Source organism: Planctomonas psychrotolerans (assembly GCF_008642235.1).
GTDB classification, from domain to species: Bacteria; Actinomycetota; Actinomycetes; order Actinomycetales; family Microbacteriaceae; genus Planctomonas; species Planctomonas psychrotolerans.
In genome coordinates, this window is sequence record NZ_SJEV01000001.1 from 1341757 (window position 1) to 1356903 (window position 15147).

Annotated in this window: 14 protein-coding genes; 8 read left to right on the forward strand and 6 right to left on the reverse strand. The window is 69.2% G+C overall.

Going from position 1 to position 15147, the window contains the following annotated elements:
• Positions 1-4: 4 nt before the first annotated feature.
• The 4 genes from EY822_RS06015 to EY822_RS06030 are packed head-to-tail and all read left to right on the forward strand — an operon-like array spanning position 5 to position 3619.
• The gene (locus EY822_RS06015; protein WP_150307439.1) at positions 5-1066 is read left to right on the forward strand and encodes an ABC transporter permease; all 1062 of its coding nucleotides are present in this window, start codon (positions 5-7) and stop codon (positions 1064-1066) included.
• A complete protein-coding gene (locus EY822_RS06020; RefSeq protein WP_150307440.1) occupies positions 1063-1977 on the forward strand; it encodes an ABC transporter permease in 915 nt (304 codons plus the stop codon). Before EY822_RS06015 ends, EY822_RS06020 begins: the two co-directional genes overlap by 4 nt.
• Positions 1974-2780, forward strand: coding sequence for an ABC transporter ATP-binding protein (locus EY822_RS06025; RefSeq protein WP_150307441.1), 807 nt, complete (start codon positions 1974-1976; stop codon positions 2778-2780). Before EY822_RS06020 ends, EY822_RS06025 begins: the two co-directional genes overlap by 4 nt.
• Complete coding sequence (locus EY822_RS06030) at positions 2777-3619, forward strand: ATP-binding cassette domain-containing protein (protein WP_150307442.1); 843 nt, start codon at positions 2777-2779, stop codon at positions 3617-3619. Before EY822_RS06025 ends, EY822_RS06030 begins: the two co-directional genes overlap by 4 nt.
• Before the next feature lie 30 nt (positions 3620-3649).
• Here the strand turns inward: EY822_RS06030 and EY822_RS06035 are convergent, their stop codons facing one another.
• Complete coding sequence (locus tag EY822_RS06035; RefSeq protein ID WP_150307443.1) at positions 3650-4927, reverse strand: MFS transporter; 1278 nt, start codon at positions 4925-4927, stop codon at positions 3650-3652.
• A gap of 986 nt (positions 4928-5913) precedes the next feature.
• Here EY822_RS06035 and EY822_RS06040 point away from each other — a divergent pair.
• The gene (locus tag EY822_RS06040) at positions 5914-7191 is read left to right on the forward strand and encodes an MFS transporter (protein ID WP_227497062.1); all 1278 of its coding nucleotides are present in this window, start codon (positions 5914-5916) and stop codon (positions 7189-7191) included.
• Positions 7192-7277: 86 nt separating this feature from the next.
• Here the strand turns inward: EY822_RS06040 and EY822_RS06045 are convergent, their stop codons facing one another.
• Positions 7278-7838 carry a CGNR zinc finger domain-containing protein gene (locus EY822_RS06045; RefSeq protein WP_150307445.1) on the reverse strand — a complete coding sequence of 187 codons (561 nt, stop codon included), beginning with the start codon at positions 7836-7838 and terminating at the stop codon, positions 7278-7280.
• 73 nt (positions 7839-7911) lie between these two features.
• Between EY822_RS06045 and EY822_RS06050 the strand changes: the two genes are divergently transcribed.
• Positions 7912-8907 carry a DMT family transporter gene (locus EY822_RS06050; protein WP_150307446.1) on the forward strand — a complete coding sequence of 332 codons (996 nt, stop codon included), beginning with the start codon at positions 7912-7914 and terminating at the stop codon, positions 8905-8907.
• 7 nt (positions 8908-8914) lie between these two features.
• Here the strand turns inward: EY822_RS06050 and EY822_RS06055 are convergent, their stop codons facing one another.
• The 4 genes from EY822_RS06055 to aztA form a co-directional block, all read right to left on the reverse strand.
• On the reverse strand, positions 8915-9811 hold the full coding sequence (locus EY822_RS06055) for a carbohydrate ABC transporter permease (protein ID WP_150307447.1): 897 nt from the start codon (positions 9809-9811) through the stop codon (positions 8915-8917).
• An 8-nt stretch (positions 9812-9819) separates the two neighbouring features.
• On the reverse strand, positions 9820-10776 hold the full coding sequence (locus EY822_RS06060) for a carbohydrate ABC transporter permease (RefSeq protein WP_150307448.1): 957 nt from the start codon (positions 10774-10776) through the stop codon (positions 9820-9822).
• Positions 10773-12065 (reverse strand): ABC transporter substrate-binding protein, encoded by a 1293-nt coding sequence (locus EY822_RS06065; protein ID WP_150307449.1) that lies wholly within the window; start codon positions 12063-12065, stop codon positions 10773-10775. Before EY822_RS06065 ends, EY822_RS06060 begins: the two co-directional genes overlap by 4 nt.
• Before the next feature lie 153 nt (positions 12066-12218).
• Positions 12219-12878 carry a zinc ABC transporter ATP-binding protein AztA gene (gene aztA, locus EY822_RS06070; protein WP_150307450.1) on the reverse strand — a complete coding sequence of 220 codons (660 nt, stop codon included), beginning with the start codon at positions 12876-12878 and terminating at the stop codon, positions 12219-12221.
• Positions 12879-12955: 77 nt separating this feature from the next.
• Between aztA and aztB the strand changes: the two genes are divergently transcribed.
• Both aztB and EY822_RS06080 read left to right on the forward strand, forming a co-directional pair.
• Complete coding sequence (aztB, locus tag EY822_RS06075; protein WP_227497063.1) at positions 12956-13825, forward strand: zinc ABC transporter permease AztB; 870 nt, start codon at positions 12956-12958, stop codon at positions 13823-13825.
• Between the two features lie 67 nt (positions 13826-13892).
• On the forward strand, positions 13893-15146 hold the full coding sequence (locus tag EY822_RS06080) for an ABC transporter (RefSeq protein ID WP_150307451.1): 1254 nt from the start codon (positions 13893-13895) through the stop codon (positions 15144-15146).
• The last annotated feature ends 1 nt before the right edge of the window (position 15147 follow it).

Consider the following 15147-nt stretch of genomic DNA (forward strand, 5'->3'; position numbering starts at 1 on the left):
TCGCATGACGCTCGCGCACGCTCCGGCGCCGGCGCGGCCGACGAGGTCCCCCCTCGTCGGGTACCTGATCCGCCGGCTCGGTACATCGGTGCTGCTGCTGTTCGGTGTGACGATCGTGACGTTCGTGCTCACCAACCTCGTCCCCGGGGACCCCGTCGCCGCGGCGCTGGGCGAGGGCGCGGCGAGTAATCCTCAGACCGTCGCCGCGTACGTCGAACGGTACGGCCTCGATCAGCCGCTGCCCCTGCAGTACCTGGCCTACCTCGGCAACCTGATGCAGGGCGACCTCGGCACCTCCCTCACCACGGGTCGACCCGTCACCACCGACCTCGCTGCTGCGGTGCCGGCCACGGTCGAGATCGCCGTCGGCGCGATTCTCGTGAGCCTCGTGGTGAGCGTCGTGCTCGGCACCCTCGCCGCCTACCGTCGGGGCCTCGTCACCGACCAGGTGGTGCGCGTGGTCTCGCTCGTCGGACTCAGCGTGCCCACGTTCTGGCTCGCGCTCGTGGCCTTCAACTTCTTCTTCCTCGGTCTCGGGATCGCTCCCGGGTCGGGCCGCCTGTCGCCGCAGTACACCCCGCCGCCCACCGTCACCGGGCTCTACTCGGTCGACTTCCTGCTGAACGGGGACAGCGTGGGCTTCTTCGACGCGATGGCCCACCTCGCGCTGCCGGTCTTCGTGCTCTCCCTGTTCACCATCGGCCTGCTGACGCGCTTCATCCGCACGTCGGTGCTGGAGGTGCTCGATCGGGACTTCGTGCGTGCCGCCCGGGCGAAGGGCCTCGGTGGCGGACGGATCGTGCTCGACTACGTGCTGCGCGGAGCATCGCTGCCCATCCTCACGGTCGTGGGGATCGCCTTCGGGTCCCTGCTCTCCGGCACCGTGCTGGTGGAGGCCGTGTTCGCGTGGCCAGGCCTCGGCACCTACGCCTACAATTCGGCGACGAGCCTCGACCTCCCCGGAGTGATGGGGGTCGGTCTCGTCGTCGGAGTCATCTACCTGGTGGTCAACTTCGTCGTCGACCTCCTCTACGGCTTCCTCGATCCGCGGGTGAGGCTCGGATGATCCGCCGACGCCGGCTTCCGATTCCGCGCGCCTGGGTCTCCCCGCTCGCCATCCTCGGCATCGTGATCGCGATCGCCTGGGTGATCGTGGCGATCACCGCTCCGCTCTGGGTGCCGTACGAGCCGAACGCGCAGGGGCTGCCGCGACTGCAGGAACCCGGCGTCGACACCCTGCTCGGAACGGATGCGGTGGGCCGCGATGTGTTCTCCCGCTTGATGACCGGGGCGAGCGTCACCATCCCGCTCGCGCTGCTGCTGGTCGCCGTCTCCCTGGTTCTCGGCACGGTGCTCGGCGCGGTCGCGGGCTACTTCGGCGGCTGGATCGACGAGGTGCTCATGCGGGTGACCGACCTCGTCATGGCGTTCCCGACGGTGATCCTCGCCATGGTCGTCGCGGCGTCGCTCGGCCCGTCGCTGTTCAACGCGGTGCTCGCCGCGATCGTCGTGTCCTGGCCGGCCTACGCGCGAGTCACCCGCAGTCTCGTGCTCGGGCTGCGCCAGCAGAACTATGTGCTCGCCGGCCGGCTGCTCGGCTTCTCCCCGCTGCGCTCGCTGCTCGTCGACATCCTCCCGAACATCGCCGGGCCCGTGGTCGTGCTCGCCACGCTCGACGTGGGAACCGCGATCCTGCTGCTCTCCGGGCTCTCCTTCCTGGGGCTCGGCGCGCAGCCGCCCACGGCCGAGTGGGGCTCGATGATCTCGAGCGCCATCCAGAACTTCGACGCGTGGTGGATCGGCGCCTTCCCCGGGCTCGCGATCCTCACGGTGGTGCTCGCCTTCAACTTCATCGGCGATTCCCTGCGCGACGTGCTCGACCCGGTGTCGAGCGGCGAGCGCCAGGCGGCCGGCGTCGCCACGGCACCCACGGCGAAGTCGGACGCGGCGCCGAGCGGAACGGCGGCGGCCTCATGAGCGCGACGGTCCTCGCCATCGACGGGCTCCGCATCGCGTTCGGGTCGACCCCCGTGGTGCACGACGTCACGCTCGATCTCCGTGCCGGACGGGTGCAGGGACTCGCGGGCGAGTCGGGGTCGGGCAAGACCGTGACCGCGATGTCGGTGCTCGGGCTCCTGCCCCGCACCGCCAGCGTGAGCGGATCCATCCGACTCGGGACCACCGAACTCGTGGGTCTGCGCCGCAAGCAGCTCAACGAGGTGCGGGGACGCCGCATCGCGATGGTGTTCCAGGACCCGTCGGCGAGCCTCCATCCCCAGCTCACCGTCGGCCATCAGCTCACCGATCACATGCGCCGCCACCTGCGACTCGACCGGCGTGCCGCCAAGGCCCGCGCCGCCGAGTTGCTCGACCGCGTGCGGGTGCCCGACCCGGAGGGTGCGCTGCACCGCTACCCGCACCAGTTCTCGGGTGGACAACGGCAGCGCATCGCGATCGCGGTGGCGCTGGCCTGCGACCCCGACGTGCTGCTCGCCGATGAACCGACCACCGCGCTCGACGTGACCGTTCAGGCCGGCGTTCTGCACCTGCTGCGAAATCTCGCGATCGAGCGCGACCTCGCGGTGCTGCTCGTCACCCACGATCTCGGGGTGATGAGCGCGATCGCCGACGACGTGGCGGTGATGCGGCACGGCGTCGTCGTGGAGGCGGGCACGCGGGAGCAGGTGTTCCGTTCCCCGGCGCACGAGTACACCCGCACGCTCCTCGCCGCGATGCCCGACGGGCCGGGGACGAACCCCGAGGGGACGGACGTCGAATGAGCGCATTGCTGAGTATCGACGACCTGGTGGTCGAGTACGCCGGACGCACGACCGTGCGCGCCGTCGACGGCATCGGGCTGACCATCGAGCCCGGCGAGGTGCTGGCGCTCGTCGGCGAGAGCGGATGCGGCAAGTCGAGCACCGCCCGGGCGGTCGTGGGCATGGAGAAGCCGGCGTCGGGGACGGTGGACTACCGGGGCGAGACCGTCCCGCCACTCGGGCTGCGTCGGCGGCCTCAACGCTTCACGGCAATCCAGATGGTGTTTCAGGATCCCAACTCCTCGCTCAACCCGCGCAAGCGCGTGGATGCGCAGATCGCTGACGGGATCGCCGCCGCACGCTTGCGCGGCGCGGCCGGGTCCACGCCGCAGGAGTGGCTGGAGGCGGTGGGACTCGATGCGGCGATGGCGTCCCGCTTCCCGCACCAGTTCTCCGGCGGCCAGCGTCAGCGCATCGCCATCGCCCGCGCGCTGGCCGCGCGACCCGACCTCATCGTCGCCGACGAGCCGATCTCGGCCCTCGACGCCTCGAGCCAGGCGGCGGTTGCCGGACTCATGCGTCAGCTCTGCCTCGACGCCGGCGCGGGCATGCTGTTCATCTCCCACGACCTGTCGGTGGTGCGCGTGATCGCCGACCGCACCGCGGTCATGTATCGCGGGCGGATCGTGGAGTCCGGGCGCAGCGAGACGATCTGGGCCGACCCCGTGCACCCCTACACGCGGGCTCTCCTGTCGGCCATCCCGCATCCCGACGGGCTAGGCCGGATGCCCGCGGCACCGGCGGCGGAAGCTCCGGCGGAGTGGTCGGCCAGCATCCGCGAGGCGCTCGATCGCGTCTGATGGACGGAGACCGAAAGTCGCGTCCGATCGCTAGGTCGCGGTGGTCGCGGACGCCTCCGTCGACCGGGTGGCCGGTGGTGTCGCGGGCGATCCGGCCCTGAAGATCAGAACGAGGCACGCGACGGCGCTGGCTACCACCAGCACACCGGCGGCTCCCGCGAGACCGGAATAACCGAGGAGAGCGAGCACCGGACCGGCCGTCGCACCCCCGATCGCCCCGGAGAAGTTCATCACCAGGTCGGTACGCCCCTGTACCCGGGTGCGCGCCGACCCCGGAACGAGGTCGGCCACGAGGGCCGATCCGGACACGGTGGATGCGCTCCAGCCGAGGCCGAGGAACACGAGTCCGACCGTCACCAGTGTCGTGCTCGCCGAGCCGACGGCGACGGTGATCAGGGCGATCGCGAACAGCACCTGGCCCAGCAGGATCGTGGGCACCCGTCCCACGCGGTCGCTGAGCCAGCCGAACACCGGGGAGAGCGCGAACATGCCGGCGACATGCAGGCTGATCGTGAGACCGATGACGGTGAGTGCCGCGCCGTGATGGACGAGGTGCACCGGCGTCATCGACATGACCGACACCATCACGGCGTGACTCACCCCGATGACGGCGATCGCGAAGATCACGAGCGACCGCACCCGCACGGCCCCGTGCTCAGTCACCACGGGTGCGGTCGCGAGGAGGGTTCTGCTCGCCAGCAGCGGGTCAGGGCGGAGGCCGACGAAGAAGACGAGCGCGGTGAGCACCTGCGCGACCACGGCGATGACGAACGATCCCGTGAGGGGCGGCATGCCGAGCGCGTCGGCGATCGCGGCGCCCGGTCCGAACAGGTTCGGTCCGGCCACCGCGCCGATGGTGGCCGACCAGACCACGATCGACAGGTCGCGGCCGCGGTGCTGCGCGCTGGCGACGTCGGTGGCGGCGAATCGCGACTGCAGGTTCACCGCCGCACCGCTTCCGAGCAGGGCGAAGCCGAGCAGCAGGAGGGGGAAGGAGGTGATCATCGTCGCGACGACGGTGAGTACGGCGCCGAGCGCTGCGGCGAGCACCCCGGCGGTGAGGGACACCCGCCGACCACGCGCGCTCGCCACCCGCGCGAGGGGAATCGCCACGAGACCCGCGCCCAGCGTGCTCATGGTCGCCGCGGCACCCGCCCACGCCTCCGAACCGGAGACCTCCGTCGCGAGCACCGCCCCGATCGACAGGGTCGACCCGATGGCGAGCCCGCCGAGGATCTGGCCGAGCACGAGCACGCGCACTGTGCGGGCCTGAACAGCCCGGAGGTCGAGGGAAGGGGCGGCGTCCATCGCGGGTCAGCGCATTCCGGCGGGGCGGCGGGCGGGGGAGTGGAGCGCGGTCATCCCGTGCACGATACCGCCGTCGGTGTGCCTTCCGGAAGGAGCGGGGCGCTCCGCGCGGGCGCCGGCCGATTGAAACTTCGACTGTGTCATGCTCGAGCACGACGGCGTCCGAACCCGCGGGATGTGGCCGTTCGGGACCCAACTCCGCACTCGAGTGAGGAGCGGATCGGGTGAGTTTGACGCGGTTTCTCTGCGGAAGGTGTACCAAGGAGAAGGAGGCACTGATGCGATCCAGATTGTGGAGATTCGCCCGCGTAGCCAGCCGCGTCTTATTGCGTGTGGTCGAGGTAGGTCTCGGGGTTCTGGGATCGGCGTTGAGCGCTGCTCAACCTGAGCGAACTAATGCGCCGCTGTTGCGCCCCGACATTCCGCCTCAGCGGCCCGAGGACTATCGACCATGATCGTTCGCTAGATACGTCGTCGCACTATTCGTACCGTTCAATCGCTCCGGATGCGTGCGTCATGTCGGCGTCCGGAAGACGGACTCGCGCCAGCTCCGAGAATCCACCGCGGAGCAATCCGACGATGGGCGCTGAAGTATCTTTTTCCTCCGTTGTCCTCCCCTTTTCGAGAGCGTTCATTCGACCCGCTCTACGGGCGCACTCCTAGTTCATGTGACGATGGGGCCATGTCAGGGTTCCTTCAGCAGTCGCGCTCGTCATGGGTGCTACTTGGGGTACTCGCAATAGTTGGCCTTTTCTGGGTATCGGACATTGTGTTCGGATGGGCCCCCGGATGGCTGCTCATGGTTGTGATCCTCACCGCATTGGCGTCGAACGTGTGGATTTTCCGCATGCTTCTGAAGCAGACGGCCGACCCCGCATTTCACTCGGACCAGAGCGCCACGGAAGCGGAGCCGCCCGCGTCGACACAGAATAACGCCGGCCGTTAGACGGCCTTTGCGTCTGCCGCGCGCGCCACGAACCCGTAGGGTGATCGATGGCCACGATCTCCGGGAGGGCACCATTCGCACGCGAGTAGCGCATCCGTGGTTGCTGCTCCTCGGCATAATCGCGATCGGATTCCTCCTCCGCGGCCCGATCATCGCCGTCGCCCCGATCGTCGGCTCGATCTCGGAAGAGCTCGACCTCGACGCATCCCAGGCCGGGCTCCTCACGAGCCTCCCGGTGCTCTGCTTCGCGCTCGTCACGCCGCTCGCGTCATTCCTGATCGGACGTGCCGGGGCGAATGCCGCGACCACGATCACCATCCTCGGCGTCGCGCTCGGCACCATCGTCCGCTCGTCCGGTGATACGCCCGCGGTCTTCACGGGCACCGTGCTCATGGGCGTCTTCATCACCATCGGCAACGTGGTGGTGCCGGTGCTCATCCGGCGCGATGTCGACCCGTCCCGGGTGGGCCTCGTGACCGGTCTGTACACGTCAGCGCTCAACGTCGGTTCGATGATCACGTCGATCGCCACCGCACCGATCGCGGAAGCGTTCGGCTGGCGCACCGCGCTGGGCACCTGGGTCGCCTTCGCCGTTCTCGCGGCGGTCGCGTGGCTGGGCGCCGTGGGTCCGCGAGCGGCGATGAGGTGGGGGCCGATCCGCCCCGCCGTCGAGACCGGAGCGATCGAGACGGTGGCCGTGTCGACCCGGCCGGTGGACCTGGCCCGCACGGCCGCCCAGAGCTCCACCTGGCGCAGCGTCACAGCGATCCTGCTCGCTCTCGCCTTCGCGGGACAGTCGTTCTCCTACTACGGCATGACGGCGTGGTTCCCGCAGCTGCTCTCCGACGAGCAAGGCCTGTCGAGCGCGGCGGCCGGATCGAGCTCGTCGATCTTCCAGATCGCCGCCGTGGTTGGCGCGCTGGGCATACCGATCCTGGCCTCGCGCGCGGGTGTCCTGCCCGCCATGATCACCCTCAGCGCGCTCTGGTCGACCATCCCGCTCGGCCTCATCTTCGCCCCCGACGGCTGGGCGGCGTGGGCGCTACTCGGCGGTGTGGCTCAGGGCGGCGGCATCACCCTGGTCTTCATGATCGTGGTGCAGCTCGCCGTCTCCGATCCGCACGCCCGGCGGCTCTCCGCCATGGTGCAGGGCGTCGGTTACGCCCTTGCGTCCGTCGCCCCGACCGCCGTGGGTGCGGCATACGAGGCCACGAACGGCTGGACGAGTCCGCTGCTCGTGATCGCCGGGGGCATCGCGCTCTTCGCCGGATGCGGCATCACCGCGACGGTGCGCCTGCGTCGCCGTAACCGACGCTGACGGCGACGATTCCGCCCTCGCCGGATAGACCGCGGCTCTCCCATCCACCGTTGCACGCGCAGTGGATGGGCCGGTTCCCCGCCCCGTCAGCCGAGCGGATCCCGTGCTTGGCGTTCGCGGAATGCGAGCATGTTCATGCGGTTGCCGCAACGGACGCTGCAGAACCGCTTGGATCCGTTGCGGGAGAGGTCGACGAGTACGCCGTCGCAGTCATCGGCAGCGCACGCGCGCAGGCGGTCGGCCGCGTCGGAGCGAATCACGTCGACGAGCGCCATCGCGGCCTCCACGAGGATCCGGTCGGCGAGTGGTGCGTCCTGCGGCGTCGCGTGCAAATGCCAGTCGAGATCGTCGTGCCGCACGAGCCGCGGGGAGGCGCGGTGGCGAGCGAGCAGCTCGTTGACCGGGTCGACCATGGCGTCGCGGTCGAGCGACCAGATGGTGCGGAGCCGTGCGCGGGCGCGTCGCACCTCCTGCAGCTCGCGGTCGTCCCTGTCGAAGCGGCCCGAGAAGCCATGGCGTGTCAGCAAGTCGGTCAGGTGGCCCGGTTCCATCAACTCGTCCTCGCCGGAGCGGCTGGCGCCGGCGACCGTGTTGAGGACGACGGCGTCGAACACGAGCACGTCCTCCGTGTCAGGGGCAAAAAGCAATTTGACTCCTTATCACCTACGAGTCTAGCGTCAGGACCATCAGCTCATTCACCTCTGACGGAACGAGTGCACCATGGAGCGCCGCCACCTCACCACTGGCCTCGTACTCGCGGTCGTTGCCGCCGCGTCCTTCGGTCTCTCGGGCGCGTTCGTGAAGCCGTTGCTCGCGGCGGGCTGGAGCCCGGTCGCCGCGGTGACAGTGCGCGCCGTCATCGGCGGCTTACTCCTCACACCTGTCGCGCTCGTACAACTGCGAGGCGACCTGCGGCCCGTGGTGCACGCGTGGCGGCGTGTGCTGGGAATGGCGCTCGTAGGCGTCGCCGGTGCACAGGTGCTGTATTTCGGCGCCATTGAGAGGATCCCCGTGGGCACCGCGATCCTCATCGAGTTCATGGCGCCGTTGCTGCTTGTCGCGGTGGCCTGGGCCGTCACGCGGCGGCGGCCTGCGCTGCCGGTGCTCCTCGGGTCGGTGGCGGCGGCCGCCGGCCTCGCTCTCGTGGTGTCGCCGTCGGGCGGCGGCGCTGTGGACCCGATCGGCGTCCTCCTCGCGCTCGGCGCGATGGTCGGCTGCGCGGGCTACTTCGCGATCGCCGCGTGGGAGACGGACGACCTCCCCCCGCTGGCGCTGGCGGCCGCGGGCCTCCTCGTCGCGGCGGTGCTGCTCGGCCTTCTCGGCCTCACCGGGCTCGTGCCGTTCACCGCATCCACCGCCGACGTCACGGTGCTCGGGAATACGGTGCCGTGGTGGGTGCCGATGGCGGTGGTCGGCGTCATCGCCACGGCGATCGCGTACGGATCGGGGATCACGGCGAGCTCGATGCTCGGCAGTCGCCTCGCCTCGTTCACCGGCCTGCTCGAGGTTGCCGCCGCGGGCGCGTGGGCGTGGTTGCTGCTCGGTGAGGAGCTGACGGCGCTGCAGCTCGTGGGCGGAGTGCTCATCGTGGCGGGTATCGTCGCCGTCCGCTTCGACTCACGAGTGGTTGCGCCGCTCCCCGTCGGCGGAGCAGCCGTCGGGCACACCCCACCATTCGACGGGAGCCCGGAACGGCGTGGCGTCCGGACCCCCTGACGGCGCCCTACTTGATGCCGCTCCGCGCGAAGCCCTGCACGAAGTAGCGCTGGAAAACGAGGAACACGATGATCATCGGAAGCACCGACACGAGCGCGAGGGCCATGATCGCGCCGTAATCGGTGCCGTACTGCCCCTTGAGGAAGAGCAGCCCGATCGGCAGGGTGTACAGCTCGCTCTGCTTCAGCGCGATCAGCGGCCAGGCGAAGTCGTTCCAGGTGGAGAGGAACGTGAGCAGAATGAGCACGGCGATGAGCGGCTTGCAGAGCGGGAGCACGATCTGCGCGAAGACCCGGAAGTGGCCCGCACCATCCACGCGCGCGGCCTCGATGATCTCCTCGGGGATGCCGATGATGAACTGGCGCGCGAGGAAGATGCCGAACGCGGTCGCCGCGGTGGGCAGGATGACCGCCCAGTAGGTCCCGTAGATGCCGAGTTCGGTGACGAGCTTGAACTGCGACACCATGATCACCTGCACGGGCAGCATCAGCGTGCTCAGCGCGAGCAGGAACAGGAGATTGCTGCCGCGGAAGCGCAGGCGCGCGAACGCGTAACCGGCGAGCAGGTTGACGAGCACCGTGAGCGCCGTGACGAAAACGGCGATGACCACGGAATTGCCGAACCAGGTGACGGTGGGGAAGGTGTCGAATACCGTCGTGAAGTTCGCGATCGTGAACTCGCGGGGCCAGAGCCGGAGGTCCCGGGACAGGAGCTCCTGCTTCGACGAGAACGCGACGACGATCATCCAGTACAGCGGGAACAACAGCACGATGGAGACGGCGATTGCGGCGAGGAGGCGGACGATGTAGGAGATCCGTGCTCCCCGGCCGCGCTTCCGCGGGCGCGCGGGCGAGGTCGATGTCGCCGCGCTTGCGACGGCCAGGGTGGGCGTGGTGGTGGTCATCGCGCGGCCTATTCGACGAGATCGCGGGTGCGGCTGGCTCGCCACTGCACGAAGGTGAAGGTGAGGGTGATGAGGAGGAGCACGATGCCGATCGCGGCCGCGTAACCCTGGTCCCGGGTGACGAACCCGTTCTGATAGGCGTAGGTCACCAGCACCGACGTGGAGTAGCCGGGTCCGCCGCCCGTCATCACGTAGACGATGTCGAACACCTGGAACGAGTAGATGACGTTCATGATCAGGAGGAAGAACGTGGACGGCCCGACCATCGGCACGGTGATGTATCGGAATTGGTTCCACGCGCCCGCGCCGTCCAGACGCGCCGACTCGTACAGCTCCGGTGACACGCCCTGCAGCCCGGCCAGGTAGATGAGCATGTTGAAGCCGCAGCGGATCCACAACGTCACGAGCACGACCGAGAGGATCGCCGCGGCGCCGTCCGACTGCCAGGGCGCCGCTCCGAGGCCGACGAAGCGCAACAGCTTGTTGAGAATGCCGATGTTCTGATCGAAGATGAGCACCCCGACCAGCGCCGTGGCGACGCCGGAGATCACCATCGGCAGCACGATGATCGTGCGGAATAGTCCGCGTGCCGGAAGCACCGAGTTCATCAGCACGGCGAGGGCCAATCCGATGATCATGCTGAGTGGCACCGTCAGCACAGTGAACAGTGCGGTGTTGAGGGTGGACTGCCAGAAGATCGGGTCACCGAACAGGCGTATGTAGTTGTCCAGTCCGACGAATTCGCCGTCGCCGAAGCCTCCCGTCCGCTCGAAGCTCAGCCGCACGGCCCAGACGAGCGGCAGGAACAGGAACACCCCGAGCAGGAGGAGGTTGGGCAGTAGGAAGGTGTATCCGGCCAGCGCATCATTCAGTGCTCGGCGACGGGATGCCCGTCGTCGGCTCGGCGCGGCCCGTGGCGTCCCGCCCGGAGCGGCGGCGGCCTCCTCCAGAACGGGCGTGGTCATGCGGTCGCCGCCGCGATCCCCTCGGAGATCTTGGCCAGCGTCTCATCGGTGCTCTGCCCCTGCGTGAAGGCCAGCTCGAGCTGGTCGCTGAGCACGGTGTTGATGGAAGCCATGTCGGGGGAGGCCAGTTGCGCGACATCCGACTCCTGAATGGTCGTCGCCTGCTCGACGAAGATCGGCATGATGTCCGGCCGGGTGGCGAAGTCGATGTCTGCGCCGACGAGGCTCTGCAGGGTGGGCAGTTCGGTGGTGGCGGCGCAGAAGTTGCGCATCTGCTCCTCGCTCACCATGAACGCGAGGAACTCGGCGGCGAGTTCTGCTTTCTCCGTACTCGCCGTGGCGACGAGAGCGTTGCCACCGAGGTCGCTGGCGGCGCGGACGTCACGCGGCATGTAAGTGGCGCCCCACTCGAAGTTGGCGAAGCTGTCGACGTCGGGCAGCAGGAAGTTGCCGGCGAAGAGCATTGCGGACGTCTCCGAGTAGAAGCTGTCGCTGGCGTAGGTCGACGACTTCACCGAGCTGTTCGCGGGTACGAAGTTCTTCGTGAAGAAGCTCTTGGTGAAGTCGAGGGCCTTGCGTCCCTCGGGCGAGTCGATCGCCGGGGTGACCAGGTCGTCCTCGAGGAACCGTCCGCCGGCCTGGAAGAGCCAACTCAGCCAGCGCGTCACACCCGCCTGCTGCCAGTTGTACGCGAAAGGATACCGGTCGGCAGGGAGCGAGTCGCGCAACTGCTGCGCCACCTGCTCGAACTCCTGCCAGGTCCAGGCTGTTTCGAGAGTGTCAGGAACCGACGTGATCCCGGCCGCCTCGAAGGCCGCACGGTTGTAGAGCACCGCCGAGGTGTCGGTCTGATGCGGCACGCCGAACGGGGTGCCCTCGAACTGCACCGCCCGCCAGAACGCCGGGATGAAGGCATCCGCATCAGCAACGTCGAAGTAGGAACTCAGGTCCAGCAGTTGGTCCTGGCTCGAATAAGCACCGAGGGTGCTGTAGTCCACGCGGAACACGTCGGGGGCAGTGTTCGATTGCAGCTGCGCGTCGATGTTCTCGAACATCTGCTCGTACGGCACCAGGTTGAGCGTGATGCTCGTGCCCGGGTTCGCCTCCTCGAACGCCGCGATGCTGGCGCGGAACGCGGCCTCCTCCGCCTCGCTTCCCCAGGTGGTGAAGCTCAGCTCGTCTGCGCCGGACGAGCCGGATGGGCGGGAGAATCCCGCGCAGCCCGCCAGAACGCCGGATGCCGTGACGGCCCCGGCCGCTCCCAGAAATACACGCCTGTTGAAGTCCATGACCCGTCCTCGCGTCCCCGGCCCACCATCGCGGGATACTGCTCGCGTCTGGTTCACCCAGAGGGCCATCTGGAGTCTCCTCCGTGCTGGAAGCAAGCGTGGGGAAATTCGTACAGTTCTCAGCATTGTGTGCCGAGAAGCGTCTATCGCGCGTCAGGCTTCGGCGTGCGCGACCACGCGCCCCTCGGCGAGGCGGACCACGTGGTCGGCCGCGGCGATGACGGCGGGATCGTGCGACACGCAGACGACCGCCACGCCCCGATCGGCCTCGGCGCGCAGAACGGAACGGATGCGGTCAGCGCTGTCCGCGTCGAGACCCGTCGTCGGCTCATCGAGCAGCAGGAGGTCGGCCTTCCGGGCGAGCCCCTGCGCCAGCAGCGTCCGCTGCCGCTGTCCGCCGGAGAGCGAGGCGAAGGGCTGTTGAGCCAACCCTGTGATCCGCAGTCGGTCCATAGCGTCATCGATCGCGGCGCGGGAGTCCGTGTCCAACCGCCGCCACGGCCCGGTGCGTCCCCATGCGCCGACCGTGACCACGTCGCGCACGGTCACCGGCAACCGGTCGGAGACGGCGGTGCGTTGCGGCACGAAGGCGATCGCGTCGGTGGCGGTGCGCGTACCCGACGACGGCGAGCGCGTGCCGGCGATCACCTCCAGGAGCGTGGACTTCCCTGCCCCGTTCGGACCGGCGATCACGGTCACGACGCCGGGTTGGACGTCGAGGTCGACATCGGTGATCGCCTCCCGGTCGGAGAAGGACACCCGCACGCCACGAAGGCGCACGACGGGGGTGGAAGGGGCGGGGGAGCGCGTCACCCCTCAACACTAGAAGGCGGGCGGGAGGAGTCGGAACGATTATGAGAACCATTATCATTTCGGTATAGTCGGGCAGCGTGACCCTCCCCGCCACCGACCTGCTCGAGCCGTTCTCGCTGGATTTCCTTCAGCGGGCACTCGTCGGCGGCAGCCTCGTCGCCATCCTGTGCGGCATCGTCGGCACGTGGGTCGTCATCCGCGGAATGGCCTTCCTGGGCGAGGCCCTCGCCCACGGGATGCTGCCGGGCGTCGCGCTCGCGACCGTGCTGGGACTGCCTGTACTGGCAGGCGGCGCGCTCAGTGCGATCGTCATGAGTCTCGGCATCGGGGCGCTGCAACGTCGCGGCAAGCTTTCCTACGACACGAGCATCGGCCTGCTGTTCGTGTCGATGCTCGCTCTCGGCGTCATCATCATCTCCCACTCGGGCAGCTTCGCCACCGATGCGACGTCGATCCTCTTCGGCGACATCCTCGCGATCGCTCCGATCGACCTCGTGCTGCTCGCCGCCGCCGCCGCGATCGGGATCGTGGTCGCCGCCATCGCGCACCGCTCCCTCGTCGCCCTCGCGCTCGACCCACGCATCGCCGCCGTGCTCGGCCTGCGGCCCCGTGCCGCGCAGGCCGCGCTCGTGGGGCTCGTCACCCTCGCCGTCGTCGCGTCCTATCAAGCGGTCGGTTCCCTCCTCGTGGTCGGCCTGCTGCTCGCTCCTGCGGTCGCGGCCGGGCACTGGACCACCCGCATCCCCTCCCGGATGCTCCTCGCCGCCGTATTCGGGATCGCCGCCGTCGTTACCGGGTTGCTCGTGTCGTGGCATGCGGCGACCGCCGCAGGGGCCTCGGTCGCGGCGGCCGCCATCTCTCTCGCCGGTGCCTCCTGGCTGTATCGAGCGGTCTCCGACCGCCTGCGATCATCGCGGTCCGCTTCGGCGGTGACCGCGGCCGCCTGATCAGCGCGGCTCGACCGCCACGTGCCCGACCACCACCTCGCTGACCACCACGTCCTGAAAGGACTTCGTGCCCTCCCGCCTTATCTCCCTCACCGTGGCCAGTGGCCTCGCGCTCGGCCTCACCGCCTGTGCCGGTGCACCGCCCGCCGCCAGCACCGGCGGCTCAGCCAGCGTCGACGGCACCGATGACACGACCTCCGGGGATGGTCACGGTGCGGTCTCCGGTGCCGCCGAGGTAGCCGAACCGCAACTCGGTCTCACGACGATCGACCCGGGCGGAACCGTGCGGCACCTCGATCTGCTCGACGAGAGCGTCGTCGAGATCGGCGCGATCGGGGAGCCGAGCGGGATGACCACGGACGGCCGCTACCTGTTCGCCGAGACGGATGCGGGACTCGAGGTCATCGACAGCGGGGTCTGGACGTGGGACCACGTGGACCACTTCCACTACTACCGCGCCGACCCGCTCCTCATCGGCGCCGTCGACGGTGAGGGCCCCGCGGCGGTCGGGACGACGAACCTGTCGACATCCGGAGGCACCGGGCTGTTCTTCGCCGCCTCGGGCGAGGCCGTGCTCCTCGACACCGAGGCGCTCTCGAAGGGCGAGATCACCGAGCGATTCCGCATCGAGACCGACCCGCATTCCGGGATGGTCGTCCCCGTCGGGTCCTTCGCCCTGGTCACCCGGGCGGAAGGCGAATCGGCCGGCGCCGTGCTCGGCTACACCGCCGACGGGACACCGACCGGGCTCGAGGAACCCTGCGTCGATGCGTCGGGCACCATCACGACGCGGGTGGGTGCCGTGATCGGCTGCCGGGACGGCGCCCTGTTGGCGACGGTGCAGGACGAGGAGCTGGTCATCGAGCGGATCCCGTACCCTGACGGCACCACCGCCCCGGCGGCCACCGCCTTCGACAACCGGGAGGGCCGTCCGACGGTGGCGGCCCTGGCCGGCCCGGATGCCATCTGGATGCTCGACACGCGCGAGTCGTCCTGGACGCTGCTCCCCGCTCCCGCACCTCTCGTCAGCGTGACGGCCGTGGATGATGAGAAGGAGCACGTGCTCGCGCTCACCACCGAGGGACGGGTGCTCGTCCTGAACGGTGCCGACGGATCGGTGCTCGCCACCACCGAGGTGCTCGTGGCGGACTCGCTCGGCGCGGGCCGCACGCCCGCGCTGATCGCCGATCAGCAGCGGGCGTACCTGAGCGGCCCCAGCGAGCACCGGCTCTTCGAGATCGACTTCGCCGACGGCGCCCGCATCGCCCGCACCTTCGACACGACCACCCCGCCGGTGTTCACCGCCGAGACGGGACGGTGAG

Bases quoted from the DNA above. Each gene is read 5' to 3' on its own strand.
- EY822_RS06030 (WP_150307442.1), top strand. From the start codon at position 2,777: ATGAGCGCATTGCTGAGTATCGACGACCTGGTGGTCGAGTACGCCGGA.
- EY822_RS06050 (WP_150307446.1), top strand. From the start codon at position 7,912: ATGGAGCGCCGCCACCTCACCACTGGCCTCGTACTCGCGGTCGTTGCC.
- EY822_RS06060 (WP_150307448.1), bottom strand. From the start codon at position 10,776: ATGACCACGCCCGTTCTGGAGGAGGCCGCCGCCGCTCCGGGCGGGACG.
- EY822_RS06055 (WP_150307447.1), bottom strand. From the start codon at position 9,811: ATGACCACCACCACGCCCACCCTGGCCGTCGCAAGCGCGGCGACATCG.
- EY822_RS06035 (WP_150307443.1), bottom strand. From the start codon at position 4,927: ATGGACGCCGCCCCTTCCCTCGACCTCCGGGCTGTTCAGGCCCGCACA.
- EY822_RS06015 (WP_150307439.1), top strand. From the start codon at position 5: ATGACGCTCGCGCACGCTCCGGCGCCGGCGCGGCCGACGAGGTCCCCC.
- EY822_RS06065 (WP_150307449.1), bottom strand. From the start codon at position 12,065: ATGGACTTCAACAGGCGTGTATTTCTGGGAGCGGCCGGGGCCGTCACG.
- EY822_RS06020 (WP_150307440.1), top strand. From the start codon at position 1,063: ATGATCCGCCGACGCCGGCTTCCGATTCCGCGCGCCTGGGTCTCCCCG.
- EY822_RS06025 (WP_150307441.1), top strand. From the start codon at position 1,974: ATGAGCGCGACGGTCCTCGCCATCGACGGGCTCCGCATCGCGTTCGGG.